A 16,310-nucleotide genomic window follows, 5' to 3' on the forward strand; every position below is an offset into this window, starting at 1 on the left:
CCATAATGGCATTTATTTCTACCCCACATGTATCAATATGACCAAATATTGTCCCCCGGTAACATAAGAATTGAAAAATCTATTGGTACACTCATAAACGCGCCAAGTCCCAAAATAACAACCTGACAATTTATCTCGGAAAATGAGCGATGACTGATAAGCCACAATTGATACCTCGCCTCATACGGCTGGCAACCGCCCTTCTTGTCCTTTTTATACTAGTTTTGCTTGCTGCATGGTTATGGCTTCGCCAAAGCCTGCCCCTGCTGGAAGGCGAACTTGAGACAGGGCAACTGGAGATCCCGGTCGAAATTGAGCGCGACAGCCAGGGGGTCGCCTTCATCAGGTCGGAAGATCGCGGCAGCATCGCCTATGCGCTCGGATTCCTGCATGCGCAGGAGCGTTTCTTCCAAATGGATCTGCTGCGTCGCAACGCGGCCGGCGAACTGTCCGAACTGGTAGGCTCCGCGGCGCTGGAGCACGACAAGGGCATTCGCGCGCACCAGTTCCGCAAGCGCGCCGAACGCAATATTGCGGCAATGCCCGAAGCGCAGCGCCTCCTGCTTCAGCGTTACGCCGATGGCGTGAATTTTGGCCTCGATCAGCTTGGCGCCTATCCCTGGGAGTACGCCCTGCTTGCACAGGAACCCCGCGAGTGGGTTCCGGCAGACAGCCTGCTCTCCATTTTCAGCATGTATCTCACGTTGCAAAGTGAAACCGGCAAGTTCGAGCGACGCGACAACGCACTGGCCGAACTGCTGCCAAAGGACCTGTACGACTTCTTCGTACCGAAGGGGGGAATCTGGGATGCACCGCTAATCGGCAGTGCGCGGGATCCGATCAACCTGCCTGAAACGGATATCGCCGCGCTTGATGTAGCCGGTGAGCCTATGGCCTATGCGCCCATGCAGAGCGAAGACATGATTGTCGGCAGCAATAACTGGGTTGTAGGCGGCGCTTTGACGGCCCACGGTGGTGCCATTGTTGCCGACGATATGCACCTCGCCATCACGGTGCCCAATATCTGGTACCGCGCCGGCTGGGTGGTTCCCGGCAGTGAGCGTGAAATGCGCGGCGCCTCCCTCCCCGGTGGCCCAATCATCGTGGCCGGTAGCAATGGCCAGGTCGCCTGGGGCTTTACCAACACCACGGCGGACTGGGGTGACCTGATTCCCCTCGAGCTCTCTGAAGACGGAGCACAGTACCGGACTCCCGACGGTTGGGCAGACTTCACTATCGAGAAAGAACAGATCGAGGTCAAAGGCCAGGCGCCAACCGAGCTGGAGATCCGGAAAACCATCTGGGGGCCGGTCGTTGCCACCAACCATCACGGCACGCCCCTGGCCTACCGCTGGGTCGCGCACGATGTGCGTGGTGCCAATATGAATCTATTGCTGATGGAAAATGTCACCAGCACAAAGGACGCCCTGGATCTTGCCCCGCAGCTCGGGATTCCCCATCAGAACTTTGTCGTTGGTGACAGTGAAGGCAATATCGGCTGGACGGTGGCAGGCCCCATTCCGCGCAGGGTCGGTCTCGATGGCAGCCGATCCGTGAGCTGGGCTGATGGTACGGCTTACTGGGACGGTTACCTGACGCTGGAAGAGCAGCCCAGGGTCTACAATCCGCCCTCCCACCGGATCTGGACCGCAAACTCCCGCACCATGGATGGGGAATACCTGAAAGTGATGGGTGATGGTGGCTACGCTCTGGGGGCCCGCCAGCAACAAATCCGCGATGCCCTTTTCGCTCGGGAAACGTTCGACGAACAGGATCTGCTGGACATTCAGCTGGATGATCGCGCCGTTTTCCTGCAGCGCTGGCAGGAGCATTTGCTGACGCTTACCCAGGAAATGGCCGGCTACGAAGAGATAGCCGCTCAAATCAGGAACTGGGGCGGACGCGCCAGTGCGGATTCCGTAGGCTACCGGATTGTGCGCAACTTCCGCCTCAACTTTATCGAGCTCGCAACCGCGCCGGTATTGACCTACATGCGGCGCTACGAAGAGGATTTCTCCTTTGGTCGGGTGAACCGGCAGGTAGAGTACCCTGCATGGGAGATGCTTGAGAAAGAGCCTGAGCACCTGCTCAACCCGGAGTACGAATCCTGGCGCGCACTGAAAATGGCCGCACTTGATACGGTTCTTGAGCAAATGGCGGAAACCGGACTGCCTCTCGCAGAGCAGACCTGGGGGGCACAAAACTCAGCGCGTATTGAACACCCGCTGGGTAAAGCCGTGTCAGCAGTGAACTGGTTTACCGCAATGCCTGCAGACCCCCTGCCCGGCGACTCACACATGCCGCGCGTGCAGTCCTCCACCAATGGCGCGTCAGAACGGTTGGTGGTGGCGCCAGGCCGGGAGGAATCGGGAATTTTCCATATGGCGACAGGCCAGAGTGCCCACCCGCTGTCTCCATTCTTTGGTAATGGGCATCGCGACTGGGTGGAAGGCAAGGCCTCGCCCTTCAAGGAAAAAGAGATTGTCTACAGCCTGCGATTGAATTGATTGATACAACTCGCCTGGGTCGCGCAACGCGGCTCAGGCGGTTTCATCAAGAATGGCGAAAGACAGGAAAGAAGTTAACAACCCGATTGCCAACATAAAGGGCAGTAACGGGAAGCACAGCATCAGCAGCGACGTGCCAATCCAGAGGTTTTTCACCCAGCCCCGCTTGATCTTGTAGCGCTTGGAATAGCGCCGCAGGTGATCATCATTTTCTTTCGCCAATACAATTTCACTTTCCTGCGGAAGGAAAGTTCGCACCACGATGGTGCAATAAAATCGAACCAACTTCCAAAACATACTGGCCACCACTCGCGAACAACTCCCTCAGTATAGTTAGGGGAGCTGCGAGTGATAATCGAGTTTACGTCGGCGTGACAAAGCGGCCCAAAAGCACGGCGTGTGATCCGGGTTAGTTGAACCAGCCCAGTTTTTCCCGAAGGTTGACCACGCCGCCTACGATGGTAAGCGCAGGCGCCTCTACTTTGTGTTCTTCGGCCAGTCCCGGCAAGGTGGCGATGGTACCTGTGATCACGCGCTGCTCCCGGGTGGTACCCTTCTCCACCAGTGCTGCCGGCGTGTCTGCCGCCATCCCATGGGCGATCAGCTGCTCGGAAATGGTGGCAAGCCCCGTGAGGCCCATGTAGAACACGACAGTCTGGTTCGGTGTCACCAGCTCCTGCCACGGCAACACCAGAGTACCCTGCTTTAGATGCCCGGTAATAAAGCGAACCGATTGCGCGTAATCCCGGTGCGTTAGCGGTATGCCGGAATACGCCGAGCAGCCGATCGCCGCGGTAATACCCGGAACCACCTGAAATGGAATTTGTGCTTCCGCCAGCTTGTCGATTTCTTCACCACCTCGGCCAAAAACAAACGGATCCCCGCCCTTCAGGCGCAAAACCTTTTTGCCCTCCTTTGCGAGATCGACCAGTAACTGGTTGATGTCGTCTTGAGGAACCGAGTGAAACTGCTTTTTCTTGCCGACATAAATGCGCTCTGCATCGCGCCGGACCAGCTCCAGAACTTCATCCGATACAAGGCGATCATACAAAACGACATCGGCCTGCTGCATCAGCCGCAAAGCGCGAAACGTCAGCAGATCGGGATCGCCAGGCCCCCCGCCCACAAGGTAGACCTCACCACCGGGCGCGGGCGTCTCCTGCCACCGCTGGAGCTCTTTCAGCAACGTCTGCTCGGCATCCGCGCCGTGGCCGCGTTCAACCTGGCCGACAATCGGGCCGTTAAACACCCAGTGCCAGAAGTCTTTTCGCTGGGCCTCTGGTAACGCCGCTTTCACCTTGCCCCGCATACGGCCGGCAAGCTCTGCGACCATCCCGAGACCAGGTGATAGCAATGTTTCTATTTGCGCGCGCAGCATCCGCGCCAGCACAGGGGCACTGCCGCCACTGCTTATGCCTACCGCCAGTGGGCCGCGCTCAACGATCGAGGGAAAAGTGAAGGTGCAAAGATCCGGTGAGTCCACCACATTAACGGGCAGGCGCAGTGCACGGGCATCGACAGACACCTGTTTATTCACCGTGGCGTCGGCGGTGGCAGCAACCACCAGATCAACGCACTTTAGCAGGTCGGCATGGTAGCGGCCGACGATGTACTCGCCGCCGCTCGCCAATACCAGCTGGTGCAACTCATCCGTGATGTCCGGAGCCACTACCATTAGGCAGGCCTCCGCTTTCTTCAACAGCCGCGCTTTGCGCGTGGCAATGGAACCCCCACCAACAATAAGGCAGGGGCGGTTTTTCAAATCAAAAGCGAGAGGCAGGTAACGCAAGGTTGTATTCCAATTACTGCTTAGCCGATCTTGGTTGCGCCCCCCATGTACGGGCGCAGTACTTCCGGTACTTCGATACTACCATCGGCCTGTTGATAGTTTTCCAGTACCGCAATCAATGTGCGCCCCACTGCCAGACCCGAACCGTTCAATGTGTGCAGCAATTCGGGCTTTCCGGTCTCCGGATTGCGCCAGCGCGCTTTCATACGGCGAGCCTGGAAATCGCCCATCAGGGAGCAGGAAGAGATCTCGCGATACTTGTCCTGGGACGGGATCCACACTTCCAGGTCGTAGGTCTTGCGAGCGCCAAAGCCCATGTCGCCACCGCACAGCACCACGGTGCGGTACGGCAGGTTCAGCTTCTGCAGCACGGCTTCGGCATGGCCCGTCAGCTGCTCCAGGGCATCCACGGACTGGTCCGGACGCGCGAACCAAACCAGCTCAACCTTTTCAAACTGATGCTGGCGAATCATGCCGCGGGTGTCACGGCCATGGGAGCCCGCCTCGGAGCGGAAGCAGGTGGTGTGGCTGACAAATTTATGCGGCAGCGAATTCGCATCTTCGACGATTTCGTCGCGGTAGAGGTTGGTCAGCGGCACTTCGGCAGTGGGAATGAGGTAGAAATTGCGCTCATCCTCCAGCTTGAACAAATCTTCGGCAAACTTGGGAAGCTGAGACGTACCGAACAGGGAATCGCTATTGACGATGACCGGTACATTGGCTTCCTGGTAGCCGTGCGCGTCTACATGCAGGTCAAGCATGAACTGCGCCAATGCGCGGTGCAGCTTGGCAACAGAACCGGTCATCACAGCAAAGCGGGAACCGGTCAATTTGGTTGCCACTTCAAAATCGAGGCCGCCAAGATTCGCACCCAGGTCAACGTGGTCGCGCACTTCAAAATCGAAGCTGCGTGGCGTGCCCCATTGGCGCACCTCCACGTTGTCATCTTCGTCCGCGCCTTCCGGCACAGACTCGTCCGGGATATTCGGGATGGCCAGCAGAATGTCGTCGAGTTCCTGCTGCAATTCCGCCAGCGCCTGCTTGGCTTCCGCCAGCTGTCCGCCCAGCGATTCTACTTCTTTCAATAGCGGGGCAATGTCCTCGCCGGCGGCTTTGGCACGGCCAATATTTTTGGATTTGCTGTTGCGCTCGTTCTGCAGCGACTCGGTACGCACCTGCAGTTCCTTGCGCTGCTCTTCGAGCTGTTCCAGTTTTGCTGTATCCAGCTGCATACCGCGCTTGGCGAGCGCCGCCGCAACCTGGTCCAGTTGAGTACGAATCAGTTTAGGATCGAGCATGATGTATTGATTACCGCGTTATAGATATTTCATGGCCAGTGCAATGGCGGTTCCAGTGGCTGCCAAACACACCAGCAGGCTGGCCAAAATATAGGCCAGAGCCGTTAAAGGCTGGCCATTGTGCCACAACAGCACGGTTTCCAGCGAGAAGGTCGAGAAGGTTGTGAGCGCACCGAATAGCCCGGTCATAATCATCAATCGCCACTCAGGCCCCAGAAGGCCGCGCTCAACAATCAGCACATAAGTGATGCCGATCAAAAATGAACCAATGAGATTGACGATAAACGTGCCGAGTGGAATCCGGCCCTCGAATACGGGATAGCTCCACAGGCTAATCAGGTGGCGAAGTAAGGCGCCTACTGCCCCTCCGAAAGCGATTGCAAGCCATTGCATAGCGATGTTCTGACGTTCTTGTTGTTATCCGGGGTGAGTTTAAGGCTTTTCCGGGCTCGGGTAGCGCTGCAGGTCACTCTGGCGGTTGAGGGTTTCCAGTCGCTGCAACTTCTCCATAATCTTCCCCTCCAGACCTCGATTGACCGGGTGATAGTAGCGCCGGTCGCTGATGGGCTCGGGAAAATAGTTCTCACCCGCGGCAAAACCCTCAGGCTCGTCGTGTGCGTAGCGATATTCAGCGCCGTGAGCCATTGATTTCGCGAGCTTGGTGGGCGCATTGCGCAAGTGTACCGGCACCTCGTAACTGGGCTCCCGACGCACATCTGCCAGTGCCCGCTTGTATGCGGTGTATACGGCGTTACTTTTGGCTGCGATGGCCAGATACACGATCGCCTGGGCAATTGCCAGCTCGCCTTCCGGGCTGCCAAGCCGCTCCTGTACCTCCCAGGCGTTCAGCGCGATCTCCAGCGCGCGCGGATCGGCATTGCCGATATCCTCACTGGCCATCCGCACCACTCGGCGCGCAACGTATAACGGGTCGCAGCCGCCGTCGACCATACGGGCAAACCAGTAAAGCGCGGCATCCGGGTCTGATCCCCGCACGGATTTGTGCAGCGCGGAGATCTGGTCGTAAAAGTAGTCGCCTCCCTTGTCAAAGCGGCGCACATCCGCACTGAGGACTTCGCTCAATACGGTTTCGTCAATGACCTGCTCCCCACCCTCTTCCCGGGAAAGGTCGCAGGCAATCTCCAGCAGGTTGAGCGCGCTGCGAGCGTCACCATCCGCGCTCAGGGTAATCTTGTCCAGCACCGCCGGCGACATGCGAATCTGTCGCCCGGACAGTTCGGGATCCTCGGTGAGCGCGCGGGTCAATAATCCGCTCAATTCCTCCTGGCTCAGACTGCGCAGGAGGTAGACACGGCAGCGGGACAGCAGTGCGTTATTGAGCTCGAAAGCCGGATTTTCGGTGGTGGCACCAACAAAGGTAACGGTGCCCTCTTCCACATACGGCAGGAAGGCATCCTGCTGTGACTTGTTGAAGCGATGCACCTCATCCACAAACAGAATGGTGCCGCGGCCAAACTGGGCGCTGTGCTGCTCGGCCTCGGCGACCGCCTGGCGTATTTCTTTGACGCCTGCAAGAACCGCGGAAAGTGTCGCAAAGCGCGCATCGCACTCCTGTGCCAGCAGGCGCGCAAATGTGGTCTTGCCAACACCTGGCGGCCCCCACAGCACCATTGAGTGCAGTTGGCCACGCTCAACGGCTTCCCTCAGGGGTTTACCGGGGCCCAATAAATGCGTCTGGCCCACATAGTGGGCCAGAGTCTGGGGCCGCATGCGTGCGGCCAATGGCTGGTGCCTGGGTTGCGATCGGAACAGATCATTCATCGCGGATTACATCGGTCCCCTTGGGCACTTTGAAATTGAAAATGGACGAAGACAGCTTCGGATTGGCCTGCAGGCCGTTGAAGTTGATTTCAGTGGTCTGTCCCATCCCGTCACGCACGGTCATTGCCGCTGGCAAGCCGCCCTTGTCGAAGCGAATCACCATGGACTTGAATGGTGCCGAGGCGCGTTTGGGCGTCAGGTGATAGGCACCCTGCTTGCTGGAAACGGAGAATGACCCGCGAATATCCTCGACTTTGCCACCCAGCAGCAACGCCGGAGTCTCTTTCATGCGGTTGTCGACGGGGCGGATGGTGACCTGCTCGAGATCCGGGTCGTAAAGCCACAGCTTCTTGTTGTTGGTGACCAGAAGCTGCGGAAATGGCTCGCCAGTCTGCCAGCGCAGCTTGCCGGGGCGCTGTACAGAAAAGTTGCCGCTGCTCTTCTGCAGGACTTTGCCTTTTTCATCTTTCAGGGTCTGGCGAAAACTTCCGGAAATGGCCCCCAGCGGCTGCAGCAGCCGACTCAATTCGTCGGTGGCGTCAGCGCGGGCACCAGAGGTGCCGAGGGTCAAACCCAGTGCGATCAGGAAAAGACTCAGAGTGTGTTTCATGGCTGCCTTCCAATTTGCTTGTCGGTTGGGGCTGTCCTTAAAGACTAGTTGGCGGGAGGTGAACCCTGCCTGAACCCCAAACGAAATGCCAAAGCTTTACGCCGGTGGCGGCGCGAGCACCTCGCGATTGCCGTTCGCCTGTTGCGGGGTTACGACCCCGGCAGCCTCCATGGCTTCGATCATGCGCGCGGCGCGATTGTAGCCGATACGAAGCTGGCGCTGCACAGACGAAATGGATGCCTTTCTTGATTTGGTCACAAAAGCGACGGCTTCATCGTACAGCGCATCGGCCTCGGGGTCGTCCTCACCACCTTCGGTCGCCATCCCGGGCACAGGGATACTGTTGTTGGAATCGTCCACAATGCCATCGATGTACTCTGGCTCGCCGCGGCGGCACCAGTCAGCCACCACCTCGTGTACTTCATGGTCATCCACGAATGCACCGTGCACGCGGATGGGGACGGCTGTGCCCGGTGGCAGGTACAGCATGTCACCGTGCCCGAGCAGCTGCTCCGCACCGCCCTGATCCAGAATCGTGCGCGAATCCACCTTGGAAGAAACCTGGAAAGCCATTCGTGTAGGTACGTTGGCTTTGATCAGGCCGGTGATCACGTCCACAGACGGGCGCTGCGTCGCCAGCAGCAGGTGGATACCTGCCGCCCGCGCTTTCTGCGCAATCCGGGCAATGAGCTGCTCAACCTTTTTACCAACAATCATCATCATGTCGGCAAATTCGTCAATCACGACGACAATCGCGGGCAAATGCTTGAGGTGTGGCGGAGTCTGCTCCGACTCCGGCACGCTCGACATTGGATCCGGCTGCCAGATCGGGTCTACCAGCGGGGTCCCCGCCGCGTTGGCTTCTTTGACCTTGCGATTGAAGCCGGCCAGGTTGCGCACGCCCATGGCCGCCATAAGCTTGTAGCGACGCTCCATTTCGCCCACGCACCAACGTAGACCATTGGCCGCATCGTTCATATCGGTAATCACGGGGGTGAGCAGATGCGGGATACCCTCGTACACGGAGAGCTCGAGCATCTTCGGGTCAACCAGGATCAGTCGTACCTGTTCCGGTGTGGATTTGTACAGCAGGCTCAGCAGCATCACATTGATACCGACTGATTTACCGGAGCCGGTAGTGCCCGCCACCAGCAAGTGCGGCATCTTGGCAAGATCGGCCACTACCGGCTGGCCCGCAATGTCGTGCCCCAGGGCGAGCGTCAGTGCCGAGCCGGATTTTTCATAAACTTCAGCGCCAATCACTTCAGACAAGCGAACCATCTGGCGGTTTTCGTTCGGAATCTCGATGCCCACCACCGACTTACCCGGAATGACTTCCACCACACGCACACTGATTACCGCCAGTGAGCGCGCAAGGTCTTTGGCCAAATTGGTAATGCGGCTGACTTTGACCCCTGCTGCTGGCTGAATTTCGAAGCGAGTGACCACCGGGCCCGGCAACACCGACACAACCTCAGCCACCACCCCGAAATCCTTGAGTTTCAACTCCAGCAAGCGGGAAAGTGCTTCGAGGGACTCACGGGAGAAACCGGCCTTCTTATTGGTATCTGCGGGATCCAGCAGCGATAGCGCCGGCAAAGTACCGGTAACCGGCTCATTAAACAGTTCCCTTTGCTTTTCTTTGGCCACCCTTGGGCTTTCTTTTACCGGGGGGACAATCGGCTCGATCTTGGGCGGCAGTCGCTTGGCCGTTCGCTGCTTTTCCTCCTCTATGGCCGCCTTGCGAACGACTTTCGCTTCCCGGGCTACGCGTTTTTCTTCACGATCCTGTTTAACCCTGGCCATGCGCGCGGCAAGCGCCGAAAAAACAACCAGCACACTGCGTCCGATATCTTCGAACAGCTTCAGCCAGGACATGCCGGTAAAAATGGTGACGCCGATAGCAAACAGGGCCAGTAACAAAATTGTCGCGCCGACATATCCGAGCCCCTTCTCCATAAAGGCGGATATGGCCGCACCAATTATTCCGCCATTGGAAAATGGCAGGGGATCCTGGGCCTGAGCAAAACAAAGTGTTGCGATAGCCGCACCGGCAAGCAGCAGCATCAGGAGGCCGGCCAACCGCAGTGCCAACAGCGGTCCGTGAAAACGCGCATTCCGATCTCGCAACATGCGCAGCGCACGCCAGCCGATCAAAATCGGGAACAGATAGGCCATCCAGCCAATCAGGGACAGGCTGACATCAGCGAGCCAGGCGCCGGTTGGACCTATGGCGTTGTGTATATCACCGCCATCACCCGTGTGCGACCAACCGGGATCGCCGGCGTCGTAGCTGAGCAAACTGATACCAACCAGGAGTGTGCCGGCCAGCAAAGCGATCAGTGCACCTTCGCGCACGATGCGGGCAATGAATGTCTCGGGAATAGCGTTTGCCGTTTCGGCGTCAGTCTCAGCCTTCAATGGCTTACCTCAGTCTTTTTGTTGAGCTCTTTTCTTGTGACGGCATTCGGCTGAGCCGCTCTGTTTCATGTCGACTGTGTACTACACCCGCCACGCAAATGCCACACCAAGACCTTTCTATAATTTACTTTAAAAAGATGAAACCATATAAATATCAAATACTTAAAGCTGCTTCTTAAATCGATTTGTGACGCCGGTTTAGAAGTGTGGAGCTCACTCGAATATGGCGCATTAATAGCCTGCCACCTCGCTCGGCGATCATTTTCGCTGGCTATAGAACCACCCAATGAGATAAATAAGACCAAACTATTTGGTCACGTTTCCGTGATCCCCTATCATTCCCGCAACTTTGGCAGCCCATGCCTCGAGACTGCTCGCGCAACCGGCATCTGCTGGGGTATCACCTTGATCCGGCCTCGCCTTCTCGGCATGATCCCCCTCCAGGGCAACCAGCGCTGCCACACACTATTATCTAAAACCTGAAGTTTGCGAGTATTTCATGAGCAACCATCACCGACTGATCATTCTCGGATCCGGTCCCGCCGGCTATACCGCTGCCATCTACGCAGCTCGCGCCAACCTCAATCCGGTTGTAATTACCGGCATGCAGCAAGGTGGTCAGCTCACCACTACCACAGAAGTAGAAAACTGGCCGGGCGGCACCCACGACCTGCAAGGCCCCGATCTGATGGTGCAGATGCAGCAACACGCGGAGCGCTTCGAGACCCAGATCCTTTTCGACCACATCCACGAAGTAGATCTGAAAAACCGCCCGTTCACCCTGAAAGGTAACGAAACCTATACCTGTGATGCGCTGATCATTGCCACTGGCGCCTCAGCCCAATACCTGGGCTTGCCGTCAGAAGAGGCCTTTCAGGGCCGCGGCGTAAGCGCCTGCGCAACATGCGACGGCTTTTTCTATCGTGACCAGAAGGTCGTGGTCGTTGGTGGCGGCAATACCGCGGTAGAAGAGGCTCTGTACCTCTCCAATATCGCCAGCGAAGTGGTTCTGGTTCATCGCCGCGATGAGCTGCGCGCCGAGAAGATCCTGCAGGATCGCCTGCTGGACAAAGCAAAGAATGGCAATATCACCCTCTGCTGGCACCACACCCTGGAGGAGGTTCTGGGTGATGACAACGGCGTAACCGGTGTCCGCCTGAAGAATGTGCAAGATGGCTCCACCAAAGACGTGGACACTTCCGGTGTATTCATCGCCATCGGCCACAAGCCGAACACTGACATCTTTCAGGGTCAGCTGGAAATGAACGGTGGCTACATTGTGGTTGAAAGCGGCCTGAACGGAAACGCGACCCAGACATCCGTCCCGGGTGTGTTTGCTGCCGGCGATGTGTCCGATCACATCTACCGCCAGGCGGTTACTTCCGCTGGTACCGGCTGCATGGCGGCGCTGGATGCGGAGCGTTACCTGGACGCCCAGTAAACTGCTCGAGCCGTTCGGCTGATTTCAAAGGCGATCGTTAGATCGCCTTTTTTATTGCCGGGAAAGTGGCATCATTTTTTTTATTCGGTATCTTCGTCTGCAAAACCCAGCAAGGCAGCCCAGCTCTTTTTATGATGCTCCCCCTACTTGATTCGGATTACATTGAATTCCCGGACACCAGGGATGCGCTGGACGATCCCAATGGCCTGCTGGCCGTCGGCGGCGCACTGACGCCGGACTGGCTGCTGGCGGCCTACCATCGGGGCATATTCCCCTGGTTCTCGGATGACCAGCCAATCCTGTGGTGGTCGCCCTCCCCCCGCTGTGTATTCTTCCCCAATGAGGTCACCTTTTCCCGCAGCCTGCGCAAGACGCTGCGCCAGCAGCGATACAAGGTGACCTTCGACCAGGCATTCAGTGAAGTGATGCAGGGCTGCGCAGGCCCCCGGGCCGACGAGAGCGGCACCTGGATAACGGATGACATGCACCACGCCTATCAGGCCATGCACGCGGCGGGATGTGCCCACTCCGTGGAAGCCTGGCAGGATGGGGAGCTGGTTGGCGGGCTGTACGGAATAGCCATTGGCCGCGTGTTCTTCGGGGAGTCGATGTTTCATCGCGCAACGGATGCCTCCAAAGTGGCTTTTGCGCACCTTGTGGCGCAACTGCGGCAATGGGGTTGCCGGCTGATTGATTGCCAGGTGAGCAATCCCCACCTGCTAAGTCTTGGGGCGGTCGAGATACCCAGAGCGCAGTTTGAGACCATATTGAAACAAGAGGTCGCGCGCTCCCCTTTTCCCTCCCCCTGGCCGCTCAGGGCGCCGCCCCCCGAAAGCTAGCCGATGCGCTCTTGGTACTGGGACAAAAACAACTTAACCTGACTCACAGTGAGCTCTTGTCACCCATAAAGCGGTGGCAAACTTGTGGAGCATAAAGCTTGAGTAAATATTCCCAGCTCGACTCAATACGGCTTCTGGCGACCCTTCCACACCCATGTGGCTACCTGGAAGACAGGGACGCCACTACCGTGTTTGTTGACCCCGAAGTTCCCGTAGACCAGGTACTGTACAGCCGCCTTTCTGAGCTCGGCTTTCGCCGCAGTGGCAGCTACCTGTACCGACCCCAGTGTGCCAGCTGCAACGCGTGTATCCCGTCCAGGGTACCGGTTGAGCGCTTCGCGCCAAATCGCAATCAGCGGCGCTGCTGGCGCAGAAACCGGGATCTTGATGTCATCCATCAGACTGAAATAGATACTGATGAACAGTACGCTCTCTATGCACGCTACATCGAGGAGCGCCACGCAGACGGGGAAATGTACCCCCCCAGCCGGGAGCAATTTCGCAGCTTCCTGAATAATCCGTGGGGCACCACGCGGTATCTGGAATTTCGCCTCGAGGGGCGACTCGTCGCCACAACGGTAACCGATGTGCTCTGCGGTGGTGTTTCCGCTATCTATACTTTCTATGATCCGGACGAAGACCGCCGTAGTCTTGGTAGTTATTCCATTCTTTACCAGATCGAATGGGCTCGCCGCCTTGGTCTGCCAAGCGTCTACCTCGGATACTGGATCGAGGCATGCCAGAAAATGGCGTACAAGAACCAGTTCCAGCCGCTGGAAATCCTGGAGAATCACCGCTGGTCACAGAAGGCTGACTAGCCAGTTTCAACGCTCTCTAGCGACTCGCTTTCCGCAATCGTTACCTGAACCCGGATAGCGCTTGGCCTTGCGGCGCTTTTCGTGCAAAATGCACGCCCGTCGCACCTGGCGTCCGCTTCAGGGTCGACTGTAAAGCTAGTAGAAATTAATCAAAGGTTGCTGCCGCATGGCAAAAGACGATTACATTGAAATGGAAGGTGAGGTGATCGACACCCTGCCGAACACCACGTTCCGCGTGAAATTGGAAAACGGGCATGTGGTAATCGCACACATTTCCGGCAAGATGCGCAAGAATTACATTCGCATTCTGACTGGCGATAAGGTCAAGGTAGAGCTGACTCCCTATGACCTGAGCAAAGGTCGGATTACCTACCGCGCTCGCTGATTCAGTCGCTGCGCGATCCCCGGATTCCGCAGCAATAAAAAAGCCACCTTATGGTGGCTTTTTTCGTTTGCGCAATTCTGCAGAATTAATGCAGGGCTGGTACGGCTGTCGTGATCTTGATTTGATTCTCTTCAACCGTAACCTCAACACGCCCACCCTCTTCTGACAGGTCGCCGAACAGCACCGCTTCAGCCAAAGGTTTGCGCAGTTTCTCGCGGATCAGGCGGGCCATTGGTCGTGCACCCATCTTTTCGTCGTATCCGTTAACCGCAAGCCACTCCCGAGCCTCACTGTCGACCTCCAGGGTGACTCTCGACTCATCAAGCTGCGCCTGCAACTCGACGATAAACTTGTCCACCACCGTTTTCACTACCGAGAGATCCAGTGCGCCGAACTGTATGATACTGTCCAGGCGATTGCGGAATTCGGGAGTGAACATCTTTTTGATCTGCTCCATACCGTCGGAACTGTGATCCTGGCTGGTAAACCCAATCGAGCGACGACTCATCAATTCCGCCCCGGCATTTGTGGTCATGATCAGAATGACATTGCGGAAGTCAGCCTTGCGGCCATTGTTGTCCGTCAAAGTACCGTGATCCATGACCTGCAGGAGCAAGTTGAATACTTCAGGATGCGCCTTCTCAATTTCGTCGAGCAGCACCACGCTATGAGGGTGCTTGGTCACCGAATCAGTAAGCAGGCCGCCCTGATCGAAACCGACATAGCCGGGAGGCGCGCCAATCAGGCGGGACACCGTGTGCCGCTCCATATATTCCGACATGTCAAACCGGATCAGCTCGATACCCATGACCTGGGCAAGCTGGCGACACAGTTCGGTTTTACCGACACCCGTGGGGCCTGCAAACAGGAATGAGCCTATCGGTTTCTCTTCCGCACCGAGGCCGGCCCGGGAGAGCTTGATTGAAGTGGCCAGCGCATCAATGGCCTGATCCTGGCCAAATACAACCATCTTGAGGTTGTCTTCCAGTTTGGCCAGCTGCACCTTGTCGGATGCCGACACGCTTTTGGCTGGGATGCGCGCCATCTTCGCCACAATATTTTCAATTTCTGTCACGGTGATGGTGTCGGTGCGCTGATCCGGCGGCAGTAACGCCTGATACGCGCCCGCCTCATCGATTACATCGATAGCCTTGTCTGGCAGGAAGCGTTCCGTGATATGTCTGTTGGCGAGCTGTGCAGCCGCCTCCAGCGCGGAATCGGTGAAGCGCACCTTGTGGTGATCTTCAAAACAGGACTTCAAGCCCTGCAGAATCTGCACGGTCTCTTCCACGGACGGCTCGTGGACATCGATCTTCTGGAAGCGGCGGGAAAGTGCACGATCTTTCTCGAAGATTCCGCGATACTCGTTAAAGGTCGTGGACCCGATACAGCGCAGCTGGCCACTCGACAGCAGCGGCTTCAGCAGATTGGACGCATCCATCACGCCGCCCGAGGCCGCACCCGCACCAATGATCGTGTGTATCTCATCAATGAACAGAACGGCATGCTCCCGCTTTTTAAGCTCAGCGAGCAGAGCCTTGAAGCGCTTCTCAAAGTCGCCCCGGTATTTGGTTCCAGCCAGTAGAGAGCCCAGATCCAGAGAGTAAATGGTGCTTTCCTGGAGCGGTTCCGGTACTTCCCCGTCAACAATGCGACGCGCCAGGCCCTCAGCGATCGCCGTTTTGCCCACGCCGGATTCACCCACCAGCAGCGGATTGTTCTTGCGCCGGCGTGCCAGCACCTGCGTTACCCGCTCAACCTCCGGGCCGCGCCCCACCAGCGGGTCGATACGACCGAGTATCGCCTCCTGATTGAGATTCGTGGCGTAACTCTCCAGTGGGTCAGAACCACCAGACTCGGCAGTGCTACCAAGATCTTCATCCACCTGATCAGGGGAAGGGTCAGGGTTGCTGTGGGAATTGTGGCCACCGGAACTGACACGGGAAATTCCATGTGTGATGTAGTTGACCACATCAATACGGGCGACACTCTGCTGCTTTAGGTAGTAGACAGCCTGACTTTCCTGCTCGCAAAAAATTGCGACCAGGACATTAGCTCCAGTCACCTCTTTCTTGCCGGAAGACTGCACATGAAACACAGCTCTCTGCAACACGCGCTGGAAGCCAAGCGTTGGCTGCGTCTCGCGCTCGGTGTCATTTTCGGGAATGAGCGGGGTTGTCGAATCCACGAATTCGAGCAACTCCCTGCGCAGTGCACTCAGGTCAGCTCCGCACGCGTGAAGGACGTCTGCGGCGGATTCATTGTCCAGCAGTGCCAGCAACAAGTGCTCAACCGTCATGAACTCATGGCGTTTCGCACGTGCACCTTTGAACGCTAGATTGAGCGTTACCTCTAAATCCTTGCTGAGCATCTAAACCTCAAACCTTACTGGCCAATGTCGTCCGGGCGCCTGAGCCGCG

The 16,310-nt window shown here is 57.3% G+C and carries 13 protein-coding genes; 5 read left to right on the forward strand and 8 right to left on the reverse strand.

The features are described from left to right. The first annotated feature begins 149 nt into the window (after window positions 1-149). A complete protein-coding gene (locus ACNKU7_RS09685) occupies window positions 150-2,507 on the forward strand; it encodes a penicillin acylase family protein (RefSeq protein WP_418296768.1) in 2,358 nt (785 codons plus the stop codon). A 33-nt stretch (window positions 2,508-2,540) separates the two neighbouring features. Here the strand turns inward: ACNKU7_RS09685 and ACNKU7_RS09690 are convergent, their stop codons facing one another. From ACNKU7_RS09690 to ACNKU7_RS09720, 7 genes are all read right to left on the reverse strand, one after another. After that, window positions 2,541-2,816, reverse strand: a complete 276-nt coding sequence (locus ACNKU7_RS09690) for a hypothetical protein (protein WP_418296769.1) — start codon at window positions 2,814-2,816, stop codon at window positions 2,541-2,543. Between the two features lie 100 nt (window positions 2,817-2,916). Beyond that, window positions 2,917-4,296, reverse strand: coding sequence for a siroheme synthase CysG (gene cysG / locus ACNKU7_RS09695; RefSeq protein ID WP_418296770.1), 1,380 nt, complete (start codon window positions 4,294-4,296; stop codon window positions 2,917-2,919). Between the two features lie 20 nt (window positions 4,297-4,316). After that, on the reverse strand, window positions 4,317-5,594 hold the full coding sequence (gene serS / locus ACNKU7_RS09700; RefSeq protein ID WP_418296771.1) for a serine--tRNA ligase: 1,278 nt from the start codon (window positions 5,592-5,594) through the stop codon (window positions 4,317-4,319). An 18-nt stretch (window positions 5,595-5,612) separates the two neighbouring features. After that, complete coding sequence (gene crcB / locus ACNKU7_RS09705; protein ID WP_418296772.1) at window positions 5,613-5,987, reverse strand: fluoride efflux transporter CrcB; 375 nt, start codon at window positions 5,985-5,987, stop codon at window positions 5,613-5,615. Between the two features lie 39 nt (window positions 5,988-6,026). Beyond that, window positions 6,027-7,376: a replication-associated recombination protein A gene (locus ACNKU7_RS09710; protein WP_418296773.1), complete on the reverse strand. Its 1,350-nt coding sequence runs from the start codon at window positions 7,374-7,376 to the stop codon at window positions 6,027-6,029. Further along, on the reverse strand, window positions 7,369-7,986 hold the full coding sequence (gene lolA / locus ACNKU7_RS09715) for an outer membrane lipoprotein periplasmic chaperone LolA (RefSeq protein WP_418296774.1): 618 nt from the start codon (window positions 7,984-7,986) through the stop codon (window positions 7,369-7,371). Before lolA ends, ACNKU7_RS09710 begins: the two co-directional genes overlap by 8 nt. 96 nt (window positions 7,987-8,082) lie before the next feature. After that, complete coding sequence (locus ACNKU7_RS09720; protein ID WP_418296775.1) at window positions 8,083-10,407, reverse strand: DNA translocase FtsK; 2,325 nt, start codon at window positions 10,405-10,407, stop codon at window positions 8,083-8,085. A 499-nt stretch (window positions 10,408-10,906) separates the two neighbouring features. On the opposite strand from ACNKU7_RS09720, the gene trxB reads away from it, so the two are divergent. From trxB to infA, 4 genes are all read left to right on the forward strand, one after another. Continuing rightward, window positions 10,907-11,848 (forward strand): thioredoxin-disulfide reductase, encoded by a 942-nt coding sequence (trxB, locus tag ACNKU7_RS09725; protein WP_418296776.1) that lies wholly within the window; start codon window positions 10,907-10,909, stop codon window positions 11,846-11,848. A gap of 131 nt (window positions 11,849-11,979) precedes the next feature. Continuing rightward, complete coding sequence (gene aat, locus ACNKU7_RS09730; RefSeq protein ID WP_418296777.1) at window positions 11,980-12,687, forward strand: leucyl/phenylalanyl-tRNA--protein transferase; 708 nt, start codon at window positions 11,980-11,982, stop codon at window positions 12,685-12,687. 98 nt (window positions 12,688-12,785) lie between these two features. Continuing rightward, a complete protein-coding gene (locus tag ACNKU7_RS09735) occupies window positions 12,786-13,505 on the forward strand; it encodes an arginyltransferase (protein WP_418296778.1) in 720 nt (239 codons plus the stop codon). A gap of 166 nt (window positions 13,506-13,671) precedes the next feature. Beyond that, window positions 13,672-13,890, forward strand: a complete 219-nt coding sequence (infA, locus tag ACNKU7_RS09740) for a translation initiation factor IF-1 (RefSeq protein WP_010130378.1) — start codon at window positions 13,672-13,674, stop codon at window positions 13,888-13,890. 85 nt (window positions 13,891-13,975) lie between these two features. Here the strand turns inward: infA and clpA are convergent, their stop codons facing one another. After that, window positions 13,976-16,261: an ATP-dependent Clp protease ATP-binding subunit ClpA gene (gene clpA / locus ACNKU7_RS09745; protein ID WP_418296779.1), complete on the reverse strand. Its 2,286-nt coding sequence runs from the start codon at window positions 16,259-16,261 to the stop codon at window positions 13,976-13,978. Between the last annotated feature and the right edge of the window lie 49 nt (window positions 16,262-16,310).

This window comes from Microbulbifer weihaiensis (genome assembly GCF_048323715.1).
GTDB lineage: Bacteria > Pseudomonadota > Gammaproteobacteria > Pseudomonadales > Cellvibrionaceae > Microbulbifer.